The sequence below is a fragment of the Mastigocoleus sp. MO_188.B34 genome (assembly GCF_030065675.1).
GTDB lineage: Bacteria > Cyanobacteriota > Cyanobacteriia > Cyanobacteriales > Nostocaceae > Mastigocoleus.
In genome coordinates this window covers 20,146-38,238 of sequence record NZ_JASJDK010000033.1, presented here as the reverse complement: position 1 = coordinate 38,238, position 18,093 = coordinate 20,146, and the positions used below count along the sequence as shown (strand labels likewise).

The window sequence follows — 18,093 nt, the reverse complement described above, 5'->3', positions numbered from 1 at the left end:
CTAGAACCATAAACATGACTTTAGCAAAAGAAAAAACTCTAGTAGATATAGTACGTGCAGACTTTCCCATATTGAAGGAGAAAGTTAATGGTAAGCCTTTGGTTTATCTAGATAATGCTGCAACTTCTCAAAAACCTTTGCAGGTAATTAATGCACTTCAAGATTATTATCAGCAGTATAATTCTAATGTTCATCGTGGCGCTCATTGCTTGAGTGGTAAAGCCACCGATGCTTATGAAGGAGCAAGAGACAAAGTTGCTAAATTTGTTAATGCATCATCACGTCAGGAAATAGTTTATACCCGTAACGCGACTGAGGCAATCAATTTGGTTGCTTACAGTTGGGCGATGAATAACTTGCAAGCAGGTGATGAAATTATTCTGTCGGTGATGGAACACCACAGTAACATTGTTCCTTGGCATTTTGTCGCCCAAAAAACGGGTGCAGTATTAAAGCACGTTGAACTCACATCAGAAGAAACTTTTGACTTCGAACATTTTAAACAACTCCTTTCCGATAAAACCAAGTTAGTCTCTGTGGCTCACGTTTCTAATACCTTGGGTTGCATCAATCCAGTAAAAGAAATTTGTCATTTGGCTCATCAACAGGGAGCAAAAGTATTAATTGATGCCTGCCAAAGCGTGCCCCACATGCCTGTTGACGTGCAGGATATGGACTGCGACTGGTTAGTTGCATCGGGACATAAAATGTGTGCTCCGTCAGGGATTGGTTTCTTATATGGTAAACAAGAAATCTTGCAAGAAATGCCCCCATTTTTGGGTGGTGGTGAAATGATTGCAGATGTATATTTAGATAATTCTACCTACGGGGAATTACCACATAAATTTGAAGCGGGAACCCCAGCAATAGGGGAAGCGATCGCTTTGGGTGCAGCAGTGGATTATCTTACCACTATTGGTATGGATAAAATTCATGCTTATGAAGCAGAGTTAACAGCATACTTGTTCCAAGAACTAGGAAAAATCCCTCAAATTAGAATCTACGGACCTAAACCTGATGCGAATGGTGAAGGAAGAGCTGCGCTCGCAGCATTTACCGCAGGTCAAATTCATGCAAATGACCTGTCTACATTCCTAGATGAATATGGTGTAGCAATACGTTCCGGACATCACTGTACTCAACCATTGCATCGTCATTTAGATATTCCTGCAACTGCACGAGTAAGCTTATCTTTTTACAACACCCGTGAGGAAATTGATGTTTTTGTTAAAGCATTAAAGGAAACTATAGAATTTTTTAGTAGTTTTTTGGGTTAGTTTTTGGAGGTAATGGGTAATTGGTATACGCCCGCATCGCTGGCGCGATGAGTGGTAATTGGTAATGGGTAATTGGTAATTGGTAATGGGTAATTATTCTTTTATTACCTATTACTTTTTACCTTTGTTTGTACCTGAGGCGTATTTGCAAAATGTGATACTAATTTCAAAAAATATAATTTCAATAAATATAATTTCAATAAATACCCTTACATATTATTTTTTGAATCTGTTCCTTTTTCCCTGTTCCCTGTCCCGTTTTATAAACAATGCAAATTCAAATGGATACCATTTGTTTCTTTGCTATAAAGAAAAATATTAAAAAATAAAATATACAATTATTCTGGAACTTTTAGTTATAAACCTGTGTTATTTAAATAGATATACTGCCCAACCTGAAGAGGTGAGCTATGAAACGTTCAATTTTATTCGGATTAGCTGTATCCTTAGCTCTAATTACCATTGTTACTAGTGGGAAAGTATTGGGAAAAACAGAAGTAATTGTTCAACAAAAGAATCAAAGTAATATTTCTCAACCTTCTGCTTTGGGTTCTATTGAAACTAGGAACGAACAAATTACTATAAATAGCAACAAAACTTACACTATTCATAATAAAGATGGTGAAGTTGTGGCTCAAGATATTACTTTAGAGGAATTACAAACAAAGAATCCCGAGCTATATGAGACGATAAAAGATTCTATTGCTGGGGAAGTATTGATGATGAGAACCAATATTCCAACTGATCGCTAAGTGCTGAAAATGAGTTTATTGCTTTAATTCAATTTAGATAATTTACTAAAACAAATGGGTATAAATTATAGCTCTTTTGTTACCGTAACTATATCGCTAGTAGAGATGTAGCAATACTACGTCTCTATATTATTATTTTTATATTTTTATATAAAAATCTTATAATCAGTTAAACCCTATCATGTCTCTTATTCTTAGATTAGAAAATTTATCAACCGAAAGACATTTTCTTGCGATAATCTGCAAAAGGATAAGCCCCACGGATCAAGAATATAGATGACACCGAAAAGGATATTTTTAACATTACTGACTGTAATTGCGATTGTATTATTGGGATCGAACTTATTCCAGAGCTTACAAAGACCCCAGTCCCAAAGTCTAATCGAACTTTATCAGACAGATATATCATTACAAGCTGCTGCTTGGAAACCAGAAGAAAACGCTGATGGTAATTTAAAACAATTGCGAACTGCTCTTCTCGGAACTCAACCTGTAGAAAATGCTATAAAACAGTACGAACAAGTTCGGGATTCAGCCAAAAAGAATTTAGAACGAGTTCAAAATCAACTTACACAAAGTTCAGTAAAATCTCCTCAAACTACTGAAATCTTTGACGGAGAAGCACTGGAACTCAAAAAAATAACTCGCGAACAACAAAAGTTGATTGCAGAATTAGATCTGCGTTTAGGGATTTTAAAAGAACAGCAGGGTAAGACTGAAAGTGCGCTAGAAGCTTGGAATGAAGTACCACAGAATACGGTAATTTCTCCCCAATATAGCGAAACAGCTAAGGTGCTAATAGCTTTATGGGAAGATGGATCGAATTTACAACCTAATACTGAAGAATTCATTCAAAAAAATTTAGAAGGTTGGTTTCGTGCTGTTGCTCTAACTCAACTTTATCAACTCCAAAAACGCCAAGACTTAGTCCTTCAAATCAATAGTTCAACTCAAGAAATGGCACAAAATGCTTTGGTAAAGTTGGCTATTATCGCAATTCTCCCTGGTTTGGGCGTTCTCATTGGTTTGGGAATATTAATTTTCTCAATTGCTCAAACTCTAATTAAAGGAAAAGACTCCATACTCGCGCAAAATGGAAATCTTGTTTGGTCAACTCCCTGGGATGGGGAAATAATTTTACAAGTTTTTGTCGTTGGGTTTTTCTTTGTTGGACAAATAATAGTTCCCGAATTACTATCCGTGCTTCCAATTCCACGCGGTGCTGCTGCTAGCGTACGCATACAAGCTTTTTATGTTCTAACTAGTTATTTATTAGTCGCATTCGGAGCCCTTAGCGTATTATATTTCTCTATTAAAAACTTTTTCCCTCTAGCCGAAGATTGGTTTCGTTTTCGCTTCCGGGATAAGTGGATTCTATGGGGTTTTGGAGGTTACTGTGCAGCTTTACCAATTGTCTTATTAGTTTCTGTAATCAATCAAAAACTATGGGAGGGACAAGGAGGTAGCAATCCTTTGCTGCAATTAGTACTTAAAAGTCAAGATTCTGTAGCTCTAACAATATTTTTCTTTACTGCGGCTATTGCTGCACCACTATTTGAGGAAATATTGTTTCGTGGCTTTTTACTACCCTCCCTTACCCGATACTTACCTGTATGGGGATCGATTATTATCAGCAGTGTCTTATTTGCTGCAGCTCACTTTAGTTTATCCGAGCTTTTACCTTTAACATCCTTAGGAATTATATTGGGGATTGTTTACACGCGATCGCGCAATTTACTTGCTCCAATGTTACTACATAGCCTTTGGAATAGTGGAACTCTCTTAAGTTTATTTATTGTCGGTAGTAGTTCTTCTTAAGTTTCCAACAAGATATTAAGAAGATACTTGAAAACTTAGCTGGTGAAGTTGATAGGTAATAGGTAATAGGTAATAGCAAATCGTTAATATTTAACCAGTAATAGCTTTATTCGTGACTTAAACCTTTCAGTAGAACAATACGTTCCTACAGATAAAAGTTACAATAAACAAGCAGTCATTTACATGTTAAAAGTATCACTAACGACCAATTACCTATTACTTTTGACCAGTTATTTATTAGGTTTGATTCAACTGGGCTGTAAAGTATAATTTTCCCTTATTAAATAAATTAATTTTTCTTAAACAGTAATCTATTTACAATAAATATCATTTATTCTTATAATATTAATCTCAGATACATTTTCATGAGAATACAGCTCTCCGGGGCAAGCGTTGTTATAGCAGCTATTCGCAAGTTAATGAATACTAACTCTGCATTTTTGCGATCGGGTATACTTTGCGGTATGCATAAATATCAACGTCTTTAGCTTTTTGCAGAGTTTTTTAACTATCATTTTGATGCTGTTTGTCAACATCAAGAATAATAGTTTACGTTTAGTGTGTATAATTTCTGCCATGATTGAGTAGAAATTACTATTAAACACCAATATAATCGTTATATTTCTAAGGATTAAAACAAATCTTTTTAAGATATGATAATGACTTAATTCGGCTTAAAAATCCGGATGAAGCTATATTAGGCCTGTAGAGATAATAAAATAGCATTTTTGAGTGGCGATAACGGTAGCTTTTCTTTATGGAAAACTATCATATGTCTATGCAGACTTGTAATGCTGCGTTGTAGTTATAAAAAATGAACAATCGCGCTCTGGGGGTCTAGTTTTGGGGAAGTAAAGTCATAGGACTTATCTCCAAAGAAAATTATCGTAACAAAACTTAAGTCTGCATTTCTAATTGCTGTAAATAATGCAGGTGTGAATCATTCCCTGTTTTTCAGTAATATTTTTCTTCAAGTCTTGGCTAGACTTCAAACTAAAGATGTTACCAATAACCGATCTCAGGTAACGCTTCAAGTAAACTTAATTCCAGGAATATAGCTTTTTAGTTATTTGCCTAATTTTTTAGGTGGATGATTATCTTTCTCTCGACTCTCACACATCTTTCTCCTTGCCGTTTTGTTTAAGTAATGCTTAACATTACGATTCTGAACGAGCATTAAAGGAGGTGGAAAGCTCAAACTATACAACACAATAGTTAGTGTCCGCGATTTCCACATCAAACACCATAGGGATTTTTGGTGTTAAAACAGTGTTTATATTACTCATCAAGTAGATCTTATTGCCTCAAAAGTAGATAAGTATACTTTCAGTAAACGAAAAAAGCATTATTTTTTTTATACGTAAATACACAGGAGACATACATAGATTATGGCAAACTTAAATCCTTCTCACGCAACAAGACAGTTACTTGCTGGTTACTGCGGTATTATTTTTGGTGCCCTTGGAGTACATAAATTCGTGCTTGGGTATAGCCTTGAAGGAGCAGTGATGCTGGGGATTTCCATCGCAGGTCTATTTTTTGCTTATGGCGTTCCATTTGTAATTATGCAGTTTGTTGGTCTAGTTGAAGGCATGATTTACTTAAATAAAAGTCACAATGAATTTGTTGACACTTACTGCGTTCAGAAACAAGGTTGGTTTTGAATAATATTTATTAATAAAAGTAAACCGGCTCCATATTAGTAAGATTTGTAACTCTAAGCTTTAATTAAGGACTCTGCACCTGCATATCAACTGAAGAAATTCTGCTAATTGCAAAGAATGAGTAAGCGAGCGTGAATCAAGTAAAAAGCTAGAACCCCAATTTTTTTTTCAAATTGGGGTTATCTATCATAAATATTGTTGGTTGTAGAGTTAGTTTTATAATCATTTCAATAATATAGATAGAAATTATAGTGTTTAGAAGTATCAATCTAAAAAATATAAATATATCAACTATAAATACAAGCCCCATGTTGCATTTAACTCCGAATTACTATATATTCATCTTATAGGAATCATTGTGTAATCAAAATTTAATATTGTAAGTTAAAAAATTCCTACTTAATGAATTTACATATTAAAATTTTAAAGTTAATAAAAGTTCTTGCTAGATAGTAGATAAAGAATATATCAGTAGATAGCTAAATTCTCGACTCTAATTCTAAAAAATAAATTTTTAATTTTGAGTGATTTGGGTCATTTCACTAATTATATTTAGTGAATAGATTTATCTGTAACGCTTTACTCCAAAAATGTTTTTAGCTTTCGATTTATCTCTTTACTCCTGTGAAAGCAGAGTAATGTTTGCTATTGATTATTTTGATGGGTCTTAATTCAGTACTTAATTATTATCAGTTCTGTAAAATTAGTTCTAAACCTTATTATGATTTATTTGAAAGCATATCAAACATTTTAGTTATTTTATAATGTTGGCCAGCATACTTTAATTAACATACTTAATAACATAAAATTTATTTACTCTGGGATAAAAATAATTCTTTATATTTCATATATAGAGGATGAATTTATAATTTCATCTCCTATTAACAAAATAAATAAAAAAAATTAGGTATTTAAATAACAGGGAGTTGTTAACTATAAATAATTATTTAAGAAGTAATCTATTCAAGATGTGTTGGTTGAACTTTATGCGACCAAAACTTCAGCGAAGTAATTGAAACTATCTCATTTACCAAACAAACTAAATTTCAAACATGTGGCGATGCTAAAAATTAAATTTAGACACCTTAACTTATTAACCTTTGTTATCTTAGGTTGTGGCTTTTTTTGTACTATATCGAGTTTAGGAATTAATGAATTCTGGAAAAGTGAATTAGCTTTGCTCCCTATCCAGGTCATGGCTCTTGTTTATACAAGTTATTGTAATTATGATCGTGGTTAACTATTTGTTGTGTTGGAATTATTTATATAATTTAATAAGTATTACGATCTGTAAAAGAAGCAGAAATCGCTAAACTTAGCCTAAGCTCAAAATAGAAGCGTCTTGAATTGGGCTTTTAAATGTTATAGGCGGTTCCATAATATGTATGCAAACTCAAACCATTAGTTACACCACAACTGTTACAGATAAACCAATTGCAGATAAAATTACTTTGGATGTTGGGGGTATGAAGTGCGCGGGCTGTGTGAAAGCAGTAGAGCGCCAACTCGCCCAATATCCCGGAGTAACAAATGTAGTGGTGAATTTAGCAACGGAAATAGCTGTTGTTGAATCCCTATCTGGTGTAGTAGATCCAAATGCTTTAGCTCAAAAGATTACGGATGCAGGATTTCCATCACAGATTCGTAAATCAGATGCGAGTGATATGGGTAATAATTCATCTGTAAGGGATTTACAAACTAAACATCACCAGGAAATGCACAATTCAGTAATACAGCTAGTAATTGCTGCTGTATTACTGATATTTTCAGGAATTGGGCATTTTGGTCACTTGAGCGGCATGATGTTACCAGTTGTAAGTAACATTTGGTTTCACTGCGGTTTGGCGACTTTGGCTTTACTAATCCCCGGTAGAGAAATTATCGTAGACGGTTGGCGTAGTTTATGGCGAAATACGCCCAACATGAATACTTTAGTGGCGTTGGGTACTCTGACGGCTTACATTGCAAGTTTAATCGCGCTGCTATTTCCAAACATGGCTTGGGAATGTTTCTTCGATGAACCAGTCATGATGTTGGGTTTTATTTTGCTGGGACGAACTCTGGAGAAACGAGCAAGAGGTCGAGCATCAGCTGCTTTTAGGAAATTATTATCGCTTCAACCCGTTGTTGCTAGGTTAATTGCTAATCCCCATAAAACTAAAAAAAATAATAACACCACAAACTTTATTGAAATTCCTGCCGCACAAGTGAGAGTTGGTGAATGGTTGCAGGTATTACCTTCAGAGAAGATACCCGTTGACGGCGAGGTTATAGAAGGAAAAACTACCGTTGACGAGTCAATGTTGAGTGGGGAAGCTGTACCCGTACTAAAGCAACCTGGAGATACAGTTGCTGCGGGAAGCATTAATCAATCTGGGGCGATCGTTATTCAGGCTAAGCGTACAGGTGATGATACAACTTTGGCTCATATTGTAGCTTTAGTGGAAAATGCACAAACCCGTAAAGCACCAGTACAAAAATTAGCAGATACGGTTGCAGGTTATTTTACCTATGGAGTATTGGGTGCTGCAATCTTAACATTTGTTTTTTGGTATTTTATTGGAGTTAATATTTGGGATAATCTGACCATTTGGGGTGGGACAACATCAGCAGAACAAGCTTCACTACTGTTAAGTGTGAAATTAGCGATTGCAGTGATGGTAGTTGCTTGTCCCTGTGCTTTAGGACTTGCAACACCAACAGCAATTTTAGTAGGGACTGCGATCGCTGCAGAAAAGGGACTTTTAATTAAAGGTGGGGACGTTTTAGAACGAGTCCATCAATTAGATACAGTAATTTTTGACAAAACTGGTACGCTCACTATTGGTAAGCCTACAGTTACAGATTGTTTACTGTTGGAAGAATTGCTAACAGATAGTTCAGCGAGTCATAAACCTGAAGTACGAACTCATAAAGTAGAAACTTACGAAGCAGAAACTTATGAACTAGGAACTCAGGAACTCTCCGCACCAACAATAACTGTTACTTTTCCAAAGGAAAGAGTTAATTTATCCCCCGTTCCAGACTCTGAATCCTTATTAAAATTAGCAGCAGCGGTGGAAAGTGGTACAGTTCATCCTTTCGCTACAGCAATTATTAGCGCAGCACAGCAACAAAATTTAACAATTCCAACCGCAACAGATTTTCGTACAGAGCCTGGATTGGGTGTCTCGGGGGTAGTCGAAGAACAATCAGTGTTGTTAGGTAATAAAGCCTGGCTGAATTTACACGGAATTGTGGTGGATGAGATCCTATCTCAAGCAGTTCAAAACTTTACCAAAAATGGTAAGACAGTAGTTTATGTAGCCGTAAATTCCACGATTGCTGGAATCATCGCCATATCAGATATTGTGAGGACAGATGCAGTTTCAGTAGTAGAAAACCTGCAAAAAATGAATTTGCGCGTCATGTTGTTGAGTGGTGATGCTCCAGAAGTTGCGATCGCTTTAGGAAGGCAACTAAATTTAGATGATAGCGATATTATTGCAGGTGTAATGCCAGGAGAAAAAGCCGAAGTAGTTAAATCGCTGCAAACCAATCAAAAGCATGTGGGAATGGTAGGAGATGGTATCAACGATGCTCCCGCATTATCTCAAGCAGATGTAGGAATTGCTCTGCATTCCGGAACAGATGTGGCTATGGAAACAGCCGATATCATTTTGATGAGAGATTCCCTTAATGATGTAGTGGAATCAATTCGATTTAGTCGTGCCACTTTTAATAAGATTCGTCAAAATTTATTCTGGGCTTTTGCATACAATACTTTAGGAATTCCCTTAGCTGCGGGGATATTATTACCCAGCTTTGATTTTGTTTTAACTCCTGCAGGTGCAGCAGCATTGATGGCTTTTAGCTCTGTTAGCGTTGTGACAAATTCCCTATTATTAAGGCGTTTTACTTAAGGCTTCTTATTTAGGGCGTTTTATAAGAATACACGGGATGCGTAAAACCCAGTGGCTACCCTGCGGGGTGGCTTACGCCGGATGAGCCCTGGGATATAAGCGGCATCGGCGACTTTAGTCGTATTCATCTAAATCTTTTCTAATCAGTTACTCTACTTGGTGTTAAGCTTGCTGCGTGCAAAAACCTGGTAGAGCAAGTAGCTACCGTGAACTGAGAATCTTAGCGGCTTTAGCCCTGAGAGTGTCAACCATCAACGTTAAAATATTTCTTATTGACTAATATTGCTGACCTCAAATAATTAACTCAAATAATTATTTTCCCAATATCAGGTTAAACTAAGTCGTTAGGCAACTGTAGCAATGCTCACTTAGCCTTACGGCTATAGTTTTGTAAACAAAATTTTGTAAACAAATGTTTTATAAAAAAACAATTTTATAGAACAAAATGGTTCTAGTGATCGTATTAGCGAAAACAATAGTAGATTATTTGGTTGTCCCATACCTCAAATCTGGTTTCGAGAATACCACAAAACCATATCAAGCAAATTTTAAAATTCTCAAAGTTCAAACTATTGAAGTAACGATGTGTCAATGACAGCAGAAAATCATCAGAATCATCTACTGATTATTGAAGACGCTCGTGGACGTAAAGAATTTATTTTGGAACGCCCGATTTATTCTATCGGTAGAGACGTTGAATGCGATATTCGCTTAGCTTCGCAATTTGTCTCCCGTCGCCATGCGACTTTAGTCAGATTACCCAGGGAAAACAACAGCAACACTCATTATTATCGAATTGTTGATGGTGATGCGAAAGGAAAGCCCAGTTCCAACGGAATAGTGGTTAATGGACGCAAAACTCCAGCCCATGACCTGAGAAACGAAGATGAAATAGTCTTCGGTCCTCAAGTACGTGCTATTTATTACTTATTGCAGCGCGAGACAACAACACAGGTACCAACAGATTTGAGTGAGTATGATATTACTCTTATTAATCCCGGGATGACTGAGGACATAGAAGATTAAAGACCTACTTGTCAACTCCGGTATATTTTTTACTATCAAGTGATTTAATTATTGGCTCTAGCAAAAAGCTAGAGCTACCTGGTGCTCAAGCTAGTACTGGATAACTTGCGCTATCCTGCAAGACTTTCAATTAAATGCCAATGACGGCTATGTTCTATTGCCTCCTTAATATACTCAAATAGTTGCCGACAGTGATTTTCAACTTGGAGTGGTAATTCCTCGTTTTTCATCACAATGCTCATGCGAGTTTCGGTCTCGGTAGCTGTACTTTTATCAATTAGTGCTTCTACTGTCACTAACTTGGAAAAAGGAACAGTACCAGGAATTTCCCTTGCCATTACGTAGTCAGATGTGTAATACATCACATTAAGACTACATTCTTGTAGAAGTTCTACAACTAAAGGCAAAAGTTGTTCAAAGTTAATAGAAAGAAGAAAAGAACAGGTATATCGAGCCATATAGCCCCGTGCTTTGTAATACTCTGTCCATCCTATAATATCGAACTATATAAAAGCCAAGTTAACTTCGATTCATTTCTTGATTTTGGATACTTAAACTGGGGCGATTGGGGGTTAGAGATTAGGTTATTAGGGATTGGAGATTAGTAATATTTATAAGTTTGAACGCCACATCTGTAGAATAAGAATTTGGTGGAGTCTACTTAGCGCTTAAAAAATGAAAATAGCAATTACTGGAGCAACGGGATTTGTAGGTAGTCGCTTGGTTGAACGACTCATTAGCCAAGGTCATAAATTAGTAGTACTTTCACGAAGTGTACAACGTGCCCAAAAGGTTTTTCCTGCAACAGCATTCAAGAATTTAGAAATTGTTGGTTATACGTCTACCGTATCAGGAGATTGGCAAAATGCAATAAACGGTTGTGATGCAGTTGTCAATCTTGCAGGAGAACCGATTGCTGAAGGACGATGGACGCCAGAACGCAAGGAAATAATTCTTAATAGCCGCAAACTCGGAACCCAAAAGATAGTGGAAGCAATAGGAAATGCAGATTCCAAACCTACGGTATTGGTGAATGCTTCCGCAATTGGTTATTACGGTACCAGTCAGACTGCGACCTTTGATGAAACGAGTTCTGCTGGTAATGATTTTCTCGCCCAAGTTACAACTGAGTGGGAGTCTGAAGCCCAAAAAGTCAAGGATTCAGGGGTGCGACTGGTAATCTTACGTTTTGGTATTGTCTTGGGAATGGGTGGTGCTTTAGGTAAAATGATTACCCCATTTAAACTTTTTGCTGGTGGTCCTTTAGGTGACGGTCAACAATGGTTTTCCTGGATTCATGTAGATGATGTAGTGGGTTTGATTTTACAAGCTCTAAATAATTCCCAAATGGAAGGAGTATATAATGCAACTTCTCCTGAACCAGTTCGAATGTCACAGTTTTGCGACACTATGGGTGAGGTAATGAATCGACCTTCTTGGCTACCCGTTCCAGGATTTGCCCTTGAAGCACTATTAGGAGAAGCTGCAACAGTAGTTTTGCAAGGACAAAAGGTTGTACCCAAACGTACCTTGGAAAGTGGTTTTGAATACAAGTATCCTAAATTACAGACTGCTTTAGAAGGGATTTTGAAGTGAGGGGTTGGGGATTGGTAATGGGTAATGGGTAATTGGTGATTGGTACTTGAAAAGCTTGACCGAATCGCCATACGCCCCTTGCGGCGACACGCAGTGCTTATGACTAACGCCACGCTACCGCTAACGCCAGTCCCCAGTCTCCAGTCCCCAATCCCCAGTCGCCAATCCCCAATCCCTATCCATTACCAGCTTGAGAAAATTTTTTAGCAATCCAACTGATAATACCACTGATAATTGCACCAGCCATTAAAATCCCAATCGCAGGATTGAACACAGGTTGCCACAATTTGTGCCACAAATCTAAACCTAGGGGTACCCCCATTGAATTACCAACTACTGCGATCGCGAGCCATGCAAAAGCCGCAAATACGAAGAATACATCTGCGACCAGTATCCAATTGAGCCAGTTTAATAATTTATCTTTCATAATGACGTTTGTTTAAATATTTTTTATGGGGATTGGTAATGGGTAATTGGTAATTGGAATAGGTAACTCTTTCCCAATCCCCAGTAGCCAGTCGCCAGTCGCCAATCCCCAGTCGCCAATCCCTAACTAAACAACCAGTTTTTTACTTTTGATAAACTTTGCCAGTCAGGTTTTCTGGTTAAACCATCTTCAATACTATTTTGAATTTCTTCGTACCATTCGCTGTTAAGGGAAATCAACTGATGTGCAACGTCAATATGTTGTCTTACCCCTTTTTGACCATTTTCTAGCATTGCAACAGCTAAATTTACCCTTGCTTGGGGGTCTTGTGGATTGAGTTTAACAGCTTTTTGCGCGGCTTTAGATGCTGAGGAAGACTTATCTGCTAACAGATACAACCAAGCCAAACAAGTCCAAGCTGGAGCACTTTTTGGGGCGCGATCGCAAACTTCTTTAAATACAGGAATTAATGAGGAAACTTCTTCACCAGCTTTATAACGTTCCAAGCCAGTATCAAACAAAGATTCAACGGTTTCAGTCATAGAAATTAATTAGTCAACAGTCGGTAGTCCATAGTTTATATTGACACTCCTGAGGCGTCATCCATGAGGATTTTTATTCACAGACTTAAAACTCTAAAGCAATCACATAACCTGGATGATTAACTTGGAATAATTTTAGATCGATACCGTAACACAAAAAAGCTAGCCCACTGATGAATCAATGGGGCTTGAAATTCTTGATCTATAGTCAATAGTCATAAATTCAATATTTAAATGTTAATAATATTGAAATGACTAATGACTAAAGACTAAATAACTAAATAACTAAATAACTGCTAAACTCCAAATGATTTGCCACAACCACATGTTTGATTAGCATTTGGATTGGTGAATTGAAATCCACCACCAATCATGGCGTTACTGTAGTCTAGAACTAAGCCGTATAAATATAATAAGCTTTTGCGATCGCACACGATGTTGAAGCCATCATATTCAAATACCTCATCTTGAGGGGTGATTTTGCTGTTGTCTTCAAAATCCATCATGTAGGACATTCCGGAACATCCACCTTGACGAACTCCGACTCGCAAGCATAAATCTTTATCTTGCTTGTCGCGCAAAAATTTGACTTGTTCTAATGCGGCAGGGGTTAGTTGAATACCCCGTTGTTGAGATGCTTGTGTTTGTGTCATCTGCTTTTTCCGTGATACAAGGTTTTGCAATTACCCCTCTTAGAGCTTAGGGCAAAGCTCTAGTTTTAGCCTAGTGCTAACTGGGTTTGGCGAAGTTTTTGTGTTTAGTTTTTGTATTTATTCTAGCGAGATTGCTGTTCAAGATTGGCAAATTGTAAATAACTCACCCGAAATCTATATTGATGTTTTTATCCTAGAATTGAGAGACTCCGTATTCTTTCAGATCTGGTATTTTCAATTTTTATGGAAGTACTAGCATAACCATCTGATAGCGACAGCCTGGCGTCAGCCATAGTTATTTTTAAATTCTTCGTCCTTGGAGTAATATCACCAAGGTTTGCTTTTACCAAAACTTTTAGTTGTAAATCTTTTTTAATTGTTTAGTTTATGACAACCTTTAATCGCTCTACCAGTCGTCGATTGAAGAATTTAACCCAAATACCTTCCGTATGGGAGGGAGATCGTCGATCATTGTCATCTTCGCTCTTAGAATATGACAATTCGGAAGAAAAGGGTGAATGTATTCTCTGGGTAGATGGATCGCAAGGTATTGTGCGGGGAATGGACATAGTATCTCCAGATAGCGGACCGGAAGCAATTGTCCGGACCTTAATGCGCGCAATGGAAAGTCCTAATTCTCCAGGGAAACCCGGTCGTCCCCAAAAAATAGTCGTCAAAGATAGAGAAATTCAATTTTACCTGCGTGGGGTATTACAAGATTTAGACATTGCAATTGATTATGTTCCCAATTTACCTTTTATTGACGAACTATTCCGTGGATTTGCTGAGATTGTTGAAAATCAAGTTCCAGAATTACCGCCAAAGTATGCCAAACTTTTAAATGATAAAGCATTTGCAATCTGGAATTCTGTTCCTTGGGAATTTTTAGAAGAACAGCAAATATTAGCAATAGAAATTAATAAGTGGGATATTGGTACTCTTTATGCTTCTGTCATGGGAATGCTGGGTATTGAGTATGGTATTTTACTTTATCGCAGTCAAGAATCACTGAAAAGATTTCGGGATGTGGTTTTAAGGGATGGGGAGTCACAAGGACTTTTAGAAGATGCTTTTCTCAAGCAAGATTGTTTGTTTGTTACGTTTGAGAAAACCGACGCTAGTGATGACCCAGAAGACGATTTCTATTACGATTTAGCAGAGTTACCGAATTCGGAAATCGAACCAACTTTCGGTAATATCCATCCCTTGGAAGGGTTGCGCTCGGTTTTATATGAAGAGGAAGCAATCGCTGTTTTTGTAGCATTAGAAGCTTTGTTTCGCTTCTTCCGCGATCACCGCAGTCAACTAAATGAATATGATTTTCCCAGTCTCAATCACCGCTACCGTATTTCTTTACCAGAACCGGTTCAAAAGCAAAAGTCAGTATCAGTTACAGTTTCCACAATGCCGGAACTTGCTGATGAATTAGAAGACATGGCTATTAATGCGACTGATGATTCTGAAGATAATCTAAATTTATCAGATCTACCAGGTCAATTAACATCATTACGAGATGATTTGATTCCAGAAGATTCTTTTCTTAGTTTGGGAGTTATAACCTGGGATATGTTGGAATATTTGCGTAATGATGTAAAACATTATCAACCGGGTAAAATAAAACCTGTAGGTGATGGATTACCAGTGATTTTGATTCAAACATCTCGCCCCAAAGCTAAAGCGATAATTGAAAAAATCCAAGAATCTGGGGGACTAAAAGCCATATGTTTCAATCCTGGTGCGGATGTTGTTGATGGAACTGATTACGATTTGGGTTTATTACAAACTCAAAACAGTGAATTATTTTTGTTTGGTGAGTTTTTAGATAGCGATCCCGTTCACTCCGAAGCACGGAAAAAATGGAATCAACGATGTCAAAAGACCAAAGGATTCTGTGGTTTAATTATCGCTAGAGGACTTACCGGTGCTTCCCGTGGTAACCCTCAATTGAAAGATATGATGGCATTGTTTGAAGTTCAAACTCTTGCTCCTGAAGATTTGGGTCTGGGAACTCTTAGACTTGTTGAGCAAATGCAACCAGAGCAATCTTCTTAAAAAATTCCTCAAAACTTCTGCTAAATAAAGGGCTTTGTAATTCCCCGGTGATTTATGTAATGTGTCCTTGATTTCCTCAAAGTTTTTCAAGTTTAACCTGAGGATTGTAAACTTTTCATGCTTTTCTGTCAGCCAATGTAGTTACAGTAAGTTATCTTTTGCAACTGTAACTTATGGCGTTATGGGCGAGTTAAAAGTCTAATTTTTATAGCTTTTAGCTTTTCCTATTGTCCTAACCTAACTACGTAGTGCTTTACATAAATTTTTATTCCAATCTTTTAAACTTGGGAAAATAAATTTTTTAATAGTTTTTTAGATAGTGAATGAAAGAATTTGTGCGATCGCGACTCATTCATAGTAGAATTTTGCGCGGTAGCGCACCGCTTTGCTGATAACCAGGAACCAGATGCAAAATACTATTACTAAAGATTCTCAAGTTTGCGAAAATTCTAATCTGATTTAACCGGAACTTAGCAAAATTCTTAATTTGATTTAAATTACAATTTCTTGCAGTAATACGAAAAACTTAAGTAGCTTCTACCATTTTTTCTTGTATCAGTACGTATGGCTCTACTATCAAAGCATTAAAGCGCTTATCGCGTTGATTGTTCCACTGACCCATTTGCTCGTTGGAAGGTTTAGTAATAAAAGCCTCTTCTATCCATACTTGCACCTCTGAGACTTTATCGCTAGCGATCGCCTCCCCAACATCAAGTAAATCTAATTCTTTTGCTACTACAATTACCGCATCTCTTTTGACGTGAGGAATTAACCATTCCCATTCTGCCTCATCAAGATTTTCAGTCAATTGCTGACGCAATTCTTCATTACTCATTCACTTTTCACATGTCTCTTCATTAGTAAATATACTAAAAAATGTTACATAATATTATTTTATTTAATATCTCATTAATTAAATAAACCTGTAAAAATATTACTAATTATCAATTTCTAAGTTTCAGAATAGATTTGATTAAATCTAAATTTCAGTCAATTTTATATCTTTGGATAACTGACAAGCGATAAGTAATCATTGTCTGGCTAAATCCATTAATGATGCATCTTGGTATCAATTCCGTGTCTGGGTTGAGTACTTTGGAAGAGTATTTGGGCGGGCAACAGTTGCGGTACCTCCCCAATATACAAGTCTTATGTCTTATTAAAAAATAATATAAACAACAACAACAGCGTAGGCGATATTAAGATTTATCACTACGCTGTTTTTACTTGTAAAACATATATTATTGTACGTGTACAACGTAATTAACGATATCAGGAAGGGTGAGGATGAAAGTTCAAAAGGGTATCCTCCCAGAATCAAACCACCCAATTTGGATGGTGCTAGATGAAAATTATTTACCTATCGAACCAATTCAAAAATACCTGCATTATCTGGACAGCATTGGGCGAAGTCCAAACACAATTCAGACTTATGCTCACAACTTGAAATTATTTTGGGAGTTTTTGAGAGATTCAAAGCTAGATTGGTTAGAAGTCAATTTAGAACAACTATCAAACTTTATCCACTGGCTGAGAAATCCCAACGGAAATGTTTTATCTATTGAACCACAAGTATCTAAACGTTCCGAGAAGACTATTAATAATTGTCTAACTACTGTTTGTGGGTTCTATGAATTTCAAGAACGTATAGGGGCAACACAGAGAGTTGATGGTTATCGCTACCAGCTACAACCAAGACGTAAATATAAGTCTTTTTTGCATCATATAAGCAAAGGGAAAGAGGTTAAAACACGATTATTAAAGATAAAAGAACCTTCAACATTTCCTGGTTGTTTAACGCCTGAACAAGTTAATGATTTAGTAGAAGCTTGTAATTCATTACGTGATAAGTTTTTAATTCGATTGTTATATGAAACAGGTCTAAGAGTTGGGGAGGCGCTATCACTTAGACATTCAGATATGGTAACAGGTAAAAATAATGAAATTAATGTTGTTCCAAGAGTAGATAATGTAAACAATGGAAGAGTTAAATCTAGAGTCGAGCGCATAGTTCACGTGAGTAAAGAACTAATGCAATGGTATTCAGCATATTTGATTGATGAATATCCGGAAGATATTGATTGTGATTTTGTTTTTGTAGTTATAAAAGCTCCAGCTAAAGGTGAGGTTGGTACACCTTTAAAATACAAAACAGTTGATAGTTTATTTAGAAGACTATCAAAAAAAATAAGTATTAAAGTAACACCACACTTACTAAGACATACTCATGCTACAGAATTAATAAGAGCAGGATGGGATATGGCTTATGTACAAAAGCGGCTAGGTCATGCGGATATCCAAACAACAATTAATACTTATGTTCACTTAACTGAATATGATTTAAAGCAATTGTACGACAAGTATTTAAAGCGTGAGTGAGGAAA

At 36.6% G+C, this 18,093-nt stretch carries 14 protein-coding genes and 1 pseudogene; 10 read left to right on the top strand and 5 right to left on the bottom strand.

Translation table 11 applies throughout. The annotated features are described in order from the left end of the window. The first annotated feature begins 14 nt into the window (after positions 1-14). From QNJ50_RS10595 to QNJ50_RS10570, 6 genes are all read left to right on the top strand, one after another. Positions 15-1,277 (top strand): cysteine desulfurase, encoded by a 1,263-nt coding sequence (locus tag QNJ50_RS10595; protein WP_300635054.1) that lies wholly within the window; start codon positions 15-17, stop codon positions 1,275-1,277. A gap of 410 nt (positions 1,278-1,687) precedes the next feature. Beyond that, positions 1,688-2,029: a hypothetical protein gene (locus tag QNJ50_RS10590; protein WP_300635051.1), complete on the top strand. Its 342-nt coding sequence runs from the start codon at positions 1,688-1,690 to the stop codon at positions 2,027-2,029. A 276-nt stretch (positions 2,030-2,305) separates the two neighbouring features. After that, on the top strand, positions 2,306-3,847 hold the full coding sequence (locus tag QNJ50_RS10585) for a type II CAAX endopeptidase family protein (RefSeq protein WP_300635049.1): 1,542 nt from the start codon (positions 2,306-2,308) through the stop codon (positions 3,845-3,847). Positions 3,848-5,235: 1,388 nt separating this feature from the next. Then, the gene (locus QNJ50_RS10580) at positions 5,236-5,511 is read left to right on the top strand and encodes a hypothetical protein (RefSeq protein ID WP_300635047.1); all 276 of its coding nucleotides are present in this window, start codon (positions 5,236-5,238) and stop codon (positions 5,509-5,511) included. A gap of 1,385 nt (positions 5,512-6,896) precedes the next feature. Beyond that, positions 6,897-9,413, top strand: a complete 2,517-nt coding sequence (locus tag QNJ50_RS10575; RefSeq protein WP_300635045.1) for a heavy metal translocating P-type ATPase — start codon at positions 6,897-6,899, stop codon at positions 9,411-9,413. 591 nt (positions 9,414-10,004) lie between these two features. Further along, positions 10,005-10,439, top strand: a complete 435-nt coding sequence (locus tag QNJ50_RS10570) for an FHA domain-containing protein (RefSeq protein ID WP_300635043.1) — start codon at positions 10,005-10,007, stop codon at positions 10,437-10,439. 110 nt (positions 10,440-10,549) lie between these two features. Here the strand turns inward: QNJ50_RS10570 and QNJ50_RS10565 are convergent, their stop codons facing one another. Next, positions 10,550-10,897, bottom strand: a complete 348-nt coding sequence (locus tag QNJ50_RS10565) for a hypothetical protein (RefSeq protein ID WP_300635041.1) — start codon at positions 10,895-10,897, stop codon at positions 10,550-10,552. A gap of 217 nt (positions 10,898-11,114) precedes the next feature. On the opposite strand from QNJ50_RS10565, the gene QNJ50_RS10560 reads away from it, so the two are divergent. Continuing rightward, positions 11,115-12,035 carry a TIGR01777 family oxidoreductase gene (locus QNJ50_RS10560; RefSeq protein WP_300635039.1) on the top strand — a complete coding sequence of 307 codons (921 nt, stop codon included), beginning with the start codon at positions 11,115-11,117 and terminating at the stop codon, positions 12,033-12,035. A gap of 175 nt (positions 12,036-12,210) precedes the next feature. Here QNJ50_RS10560 and QNJ50_RS10555 read toward each other — a convergent pair whose 3' ends face one another. The 3 genes from QNJ50_RS10555 to QNJ50_RS10545 all read right to left on the bottom strand — a co-directional run bounded on the left by QNJ50_RS10555 (position 12,211) and on the right by QNJ50_RS10545 (position 13,657). Then, positions 12,211-12,462, bottom strand: coding sequence for a hypothetical protein (locus tag QNJ50_RS10555; RefSeq protein ID WP_300635037.1), 252 nt, complete (start codon positions 12,460-12,462; stop codon positions 12,211-12,213). Between the two features lie 122 nt (positions 12,463-12,584). Next, positions 12,585-13,004, bottom strand: a complete 420-nt coding sequence (locus QNJ50_RS10550) for a tetratricopeptide repeat protein (protein ID WP_300635035.1) — start codon at positions 13,002-13,004, stop codon at positions 12,585-12,587. A gap of 296 nt (positions 13,005-13,300) precedes the next feature. Further along, entirely contained in the window at positions 13,301-13,657 is a 357-nt protein-coding gene (locus QNJ50_RS10545) for an iron-sulfur cluster assembly accessory protein (protein ID WP_300635034.1), read from the bottom strand. Positions 13,658-14,044: 387 nt separating this feature from the next. Here QNJ50_RS10545 and QNJ50_RS10540 point away from each other — a divergent pair, with 387 nt between their 5' ends. Beyond that, positions 14,045-15,709, top strand: a complete 1,665-nt coding sequence (locus tag QNJ50_RS10540) for a hypothetical protein (RefSeq protein WP_300635032.1) — start codon at positions 14,045-14,047, stop codon at positions 15,707-15,709. A 526-nt stretch (positions 15,710-16,235) separates the two neighbouring features. On the opposite strand, the gene QNJ50_RS10535 is transcribed toward QNJ50_RS10540, so the two are convergent. Continuing rightward, positions 16,236-16,544: a DUF2288 domain-containing protein gene (locus QNJ50_RS10535; RefSeq protein ID WP_300635030.1), complete on the bottom strand. Its 309-nt coding sequence runs from the start codon at positions 16,542-16,544 to the stop codon at positions 16,236-16,238. A gap of 187 nt (positions 16,545-16,731) precedes the next feature. Here QNJ50_RS10535 and QNJ50_RS10530 point away from each other — a divergent pair. Both QNJ50_RS10530 and QNJ50_RS10525 read left to right on the top strand, forming a co-directional pair. Next, positions 16,732-16,857, top strand: a pseudogene (locus tag QNJ50_RS10530) (RNA-guided endonuclease TnpB family protein); the annotation flags it as partial. A gap of 139 nt (positions 16,858-16,996) precedes the next feature. Beyond that, a complete protein-coding gene (locus QNJ50_RS10525) occupies positions 16,997-18,088 on the top strand; it encodes a tyrosine-type recombinase/integrase (RefSeq protein ID WP_300635028.1) in 1,092 nt (363 codons plus the stop codon). Positions 18,089-18,093 lie beyond the last annotated feature (5 nt).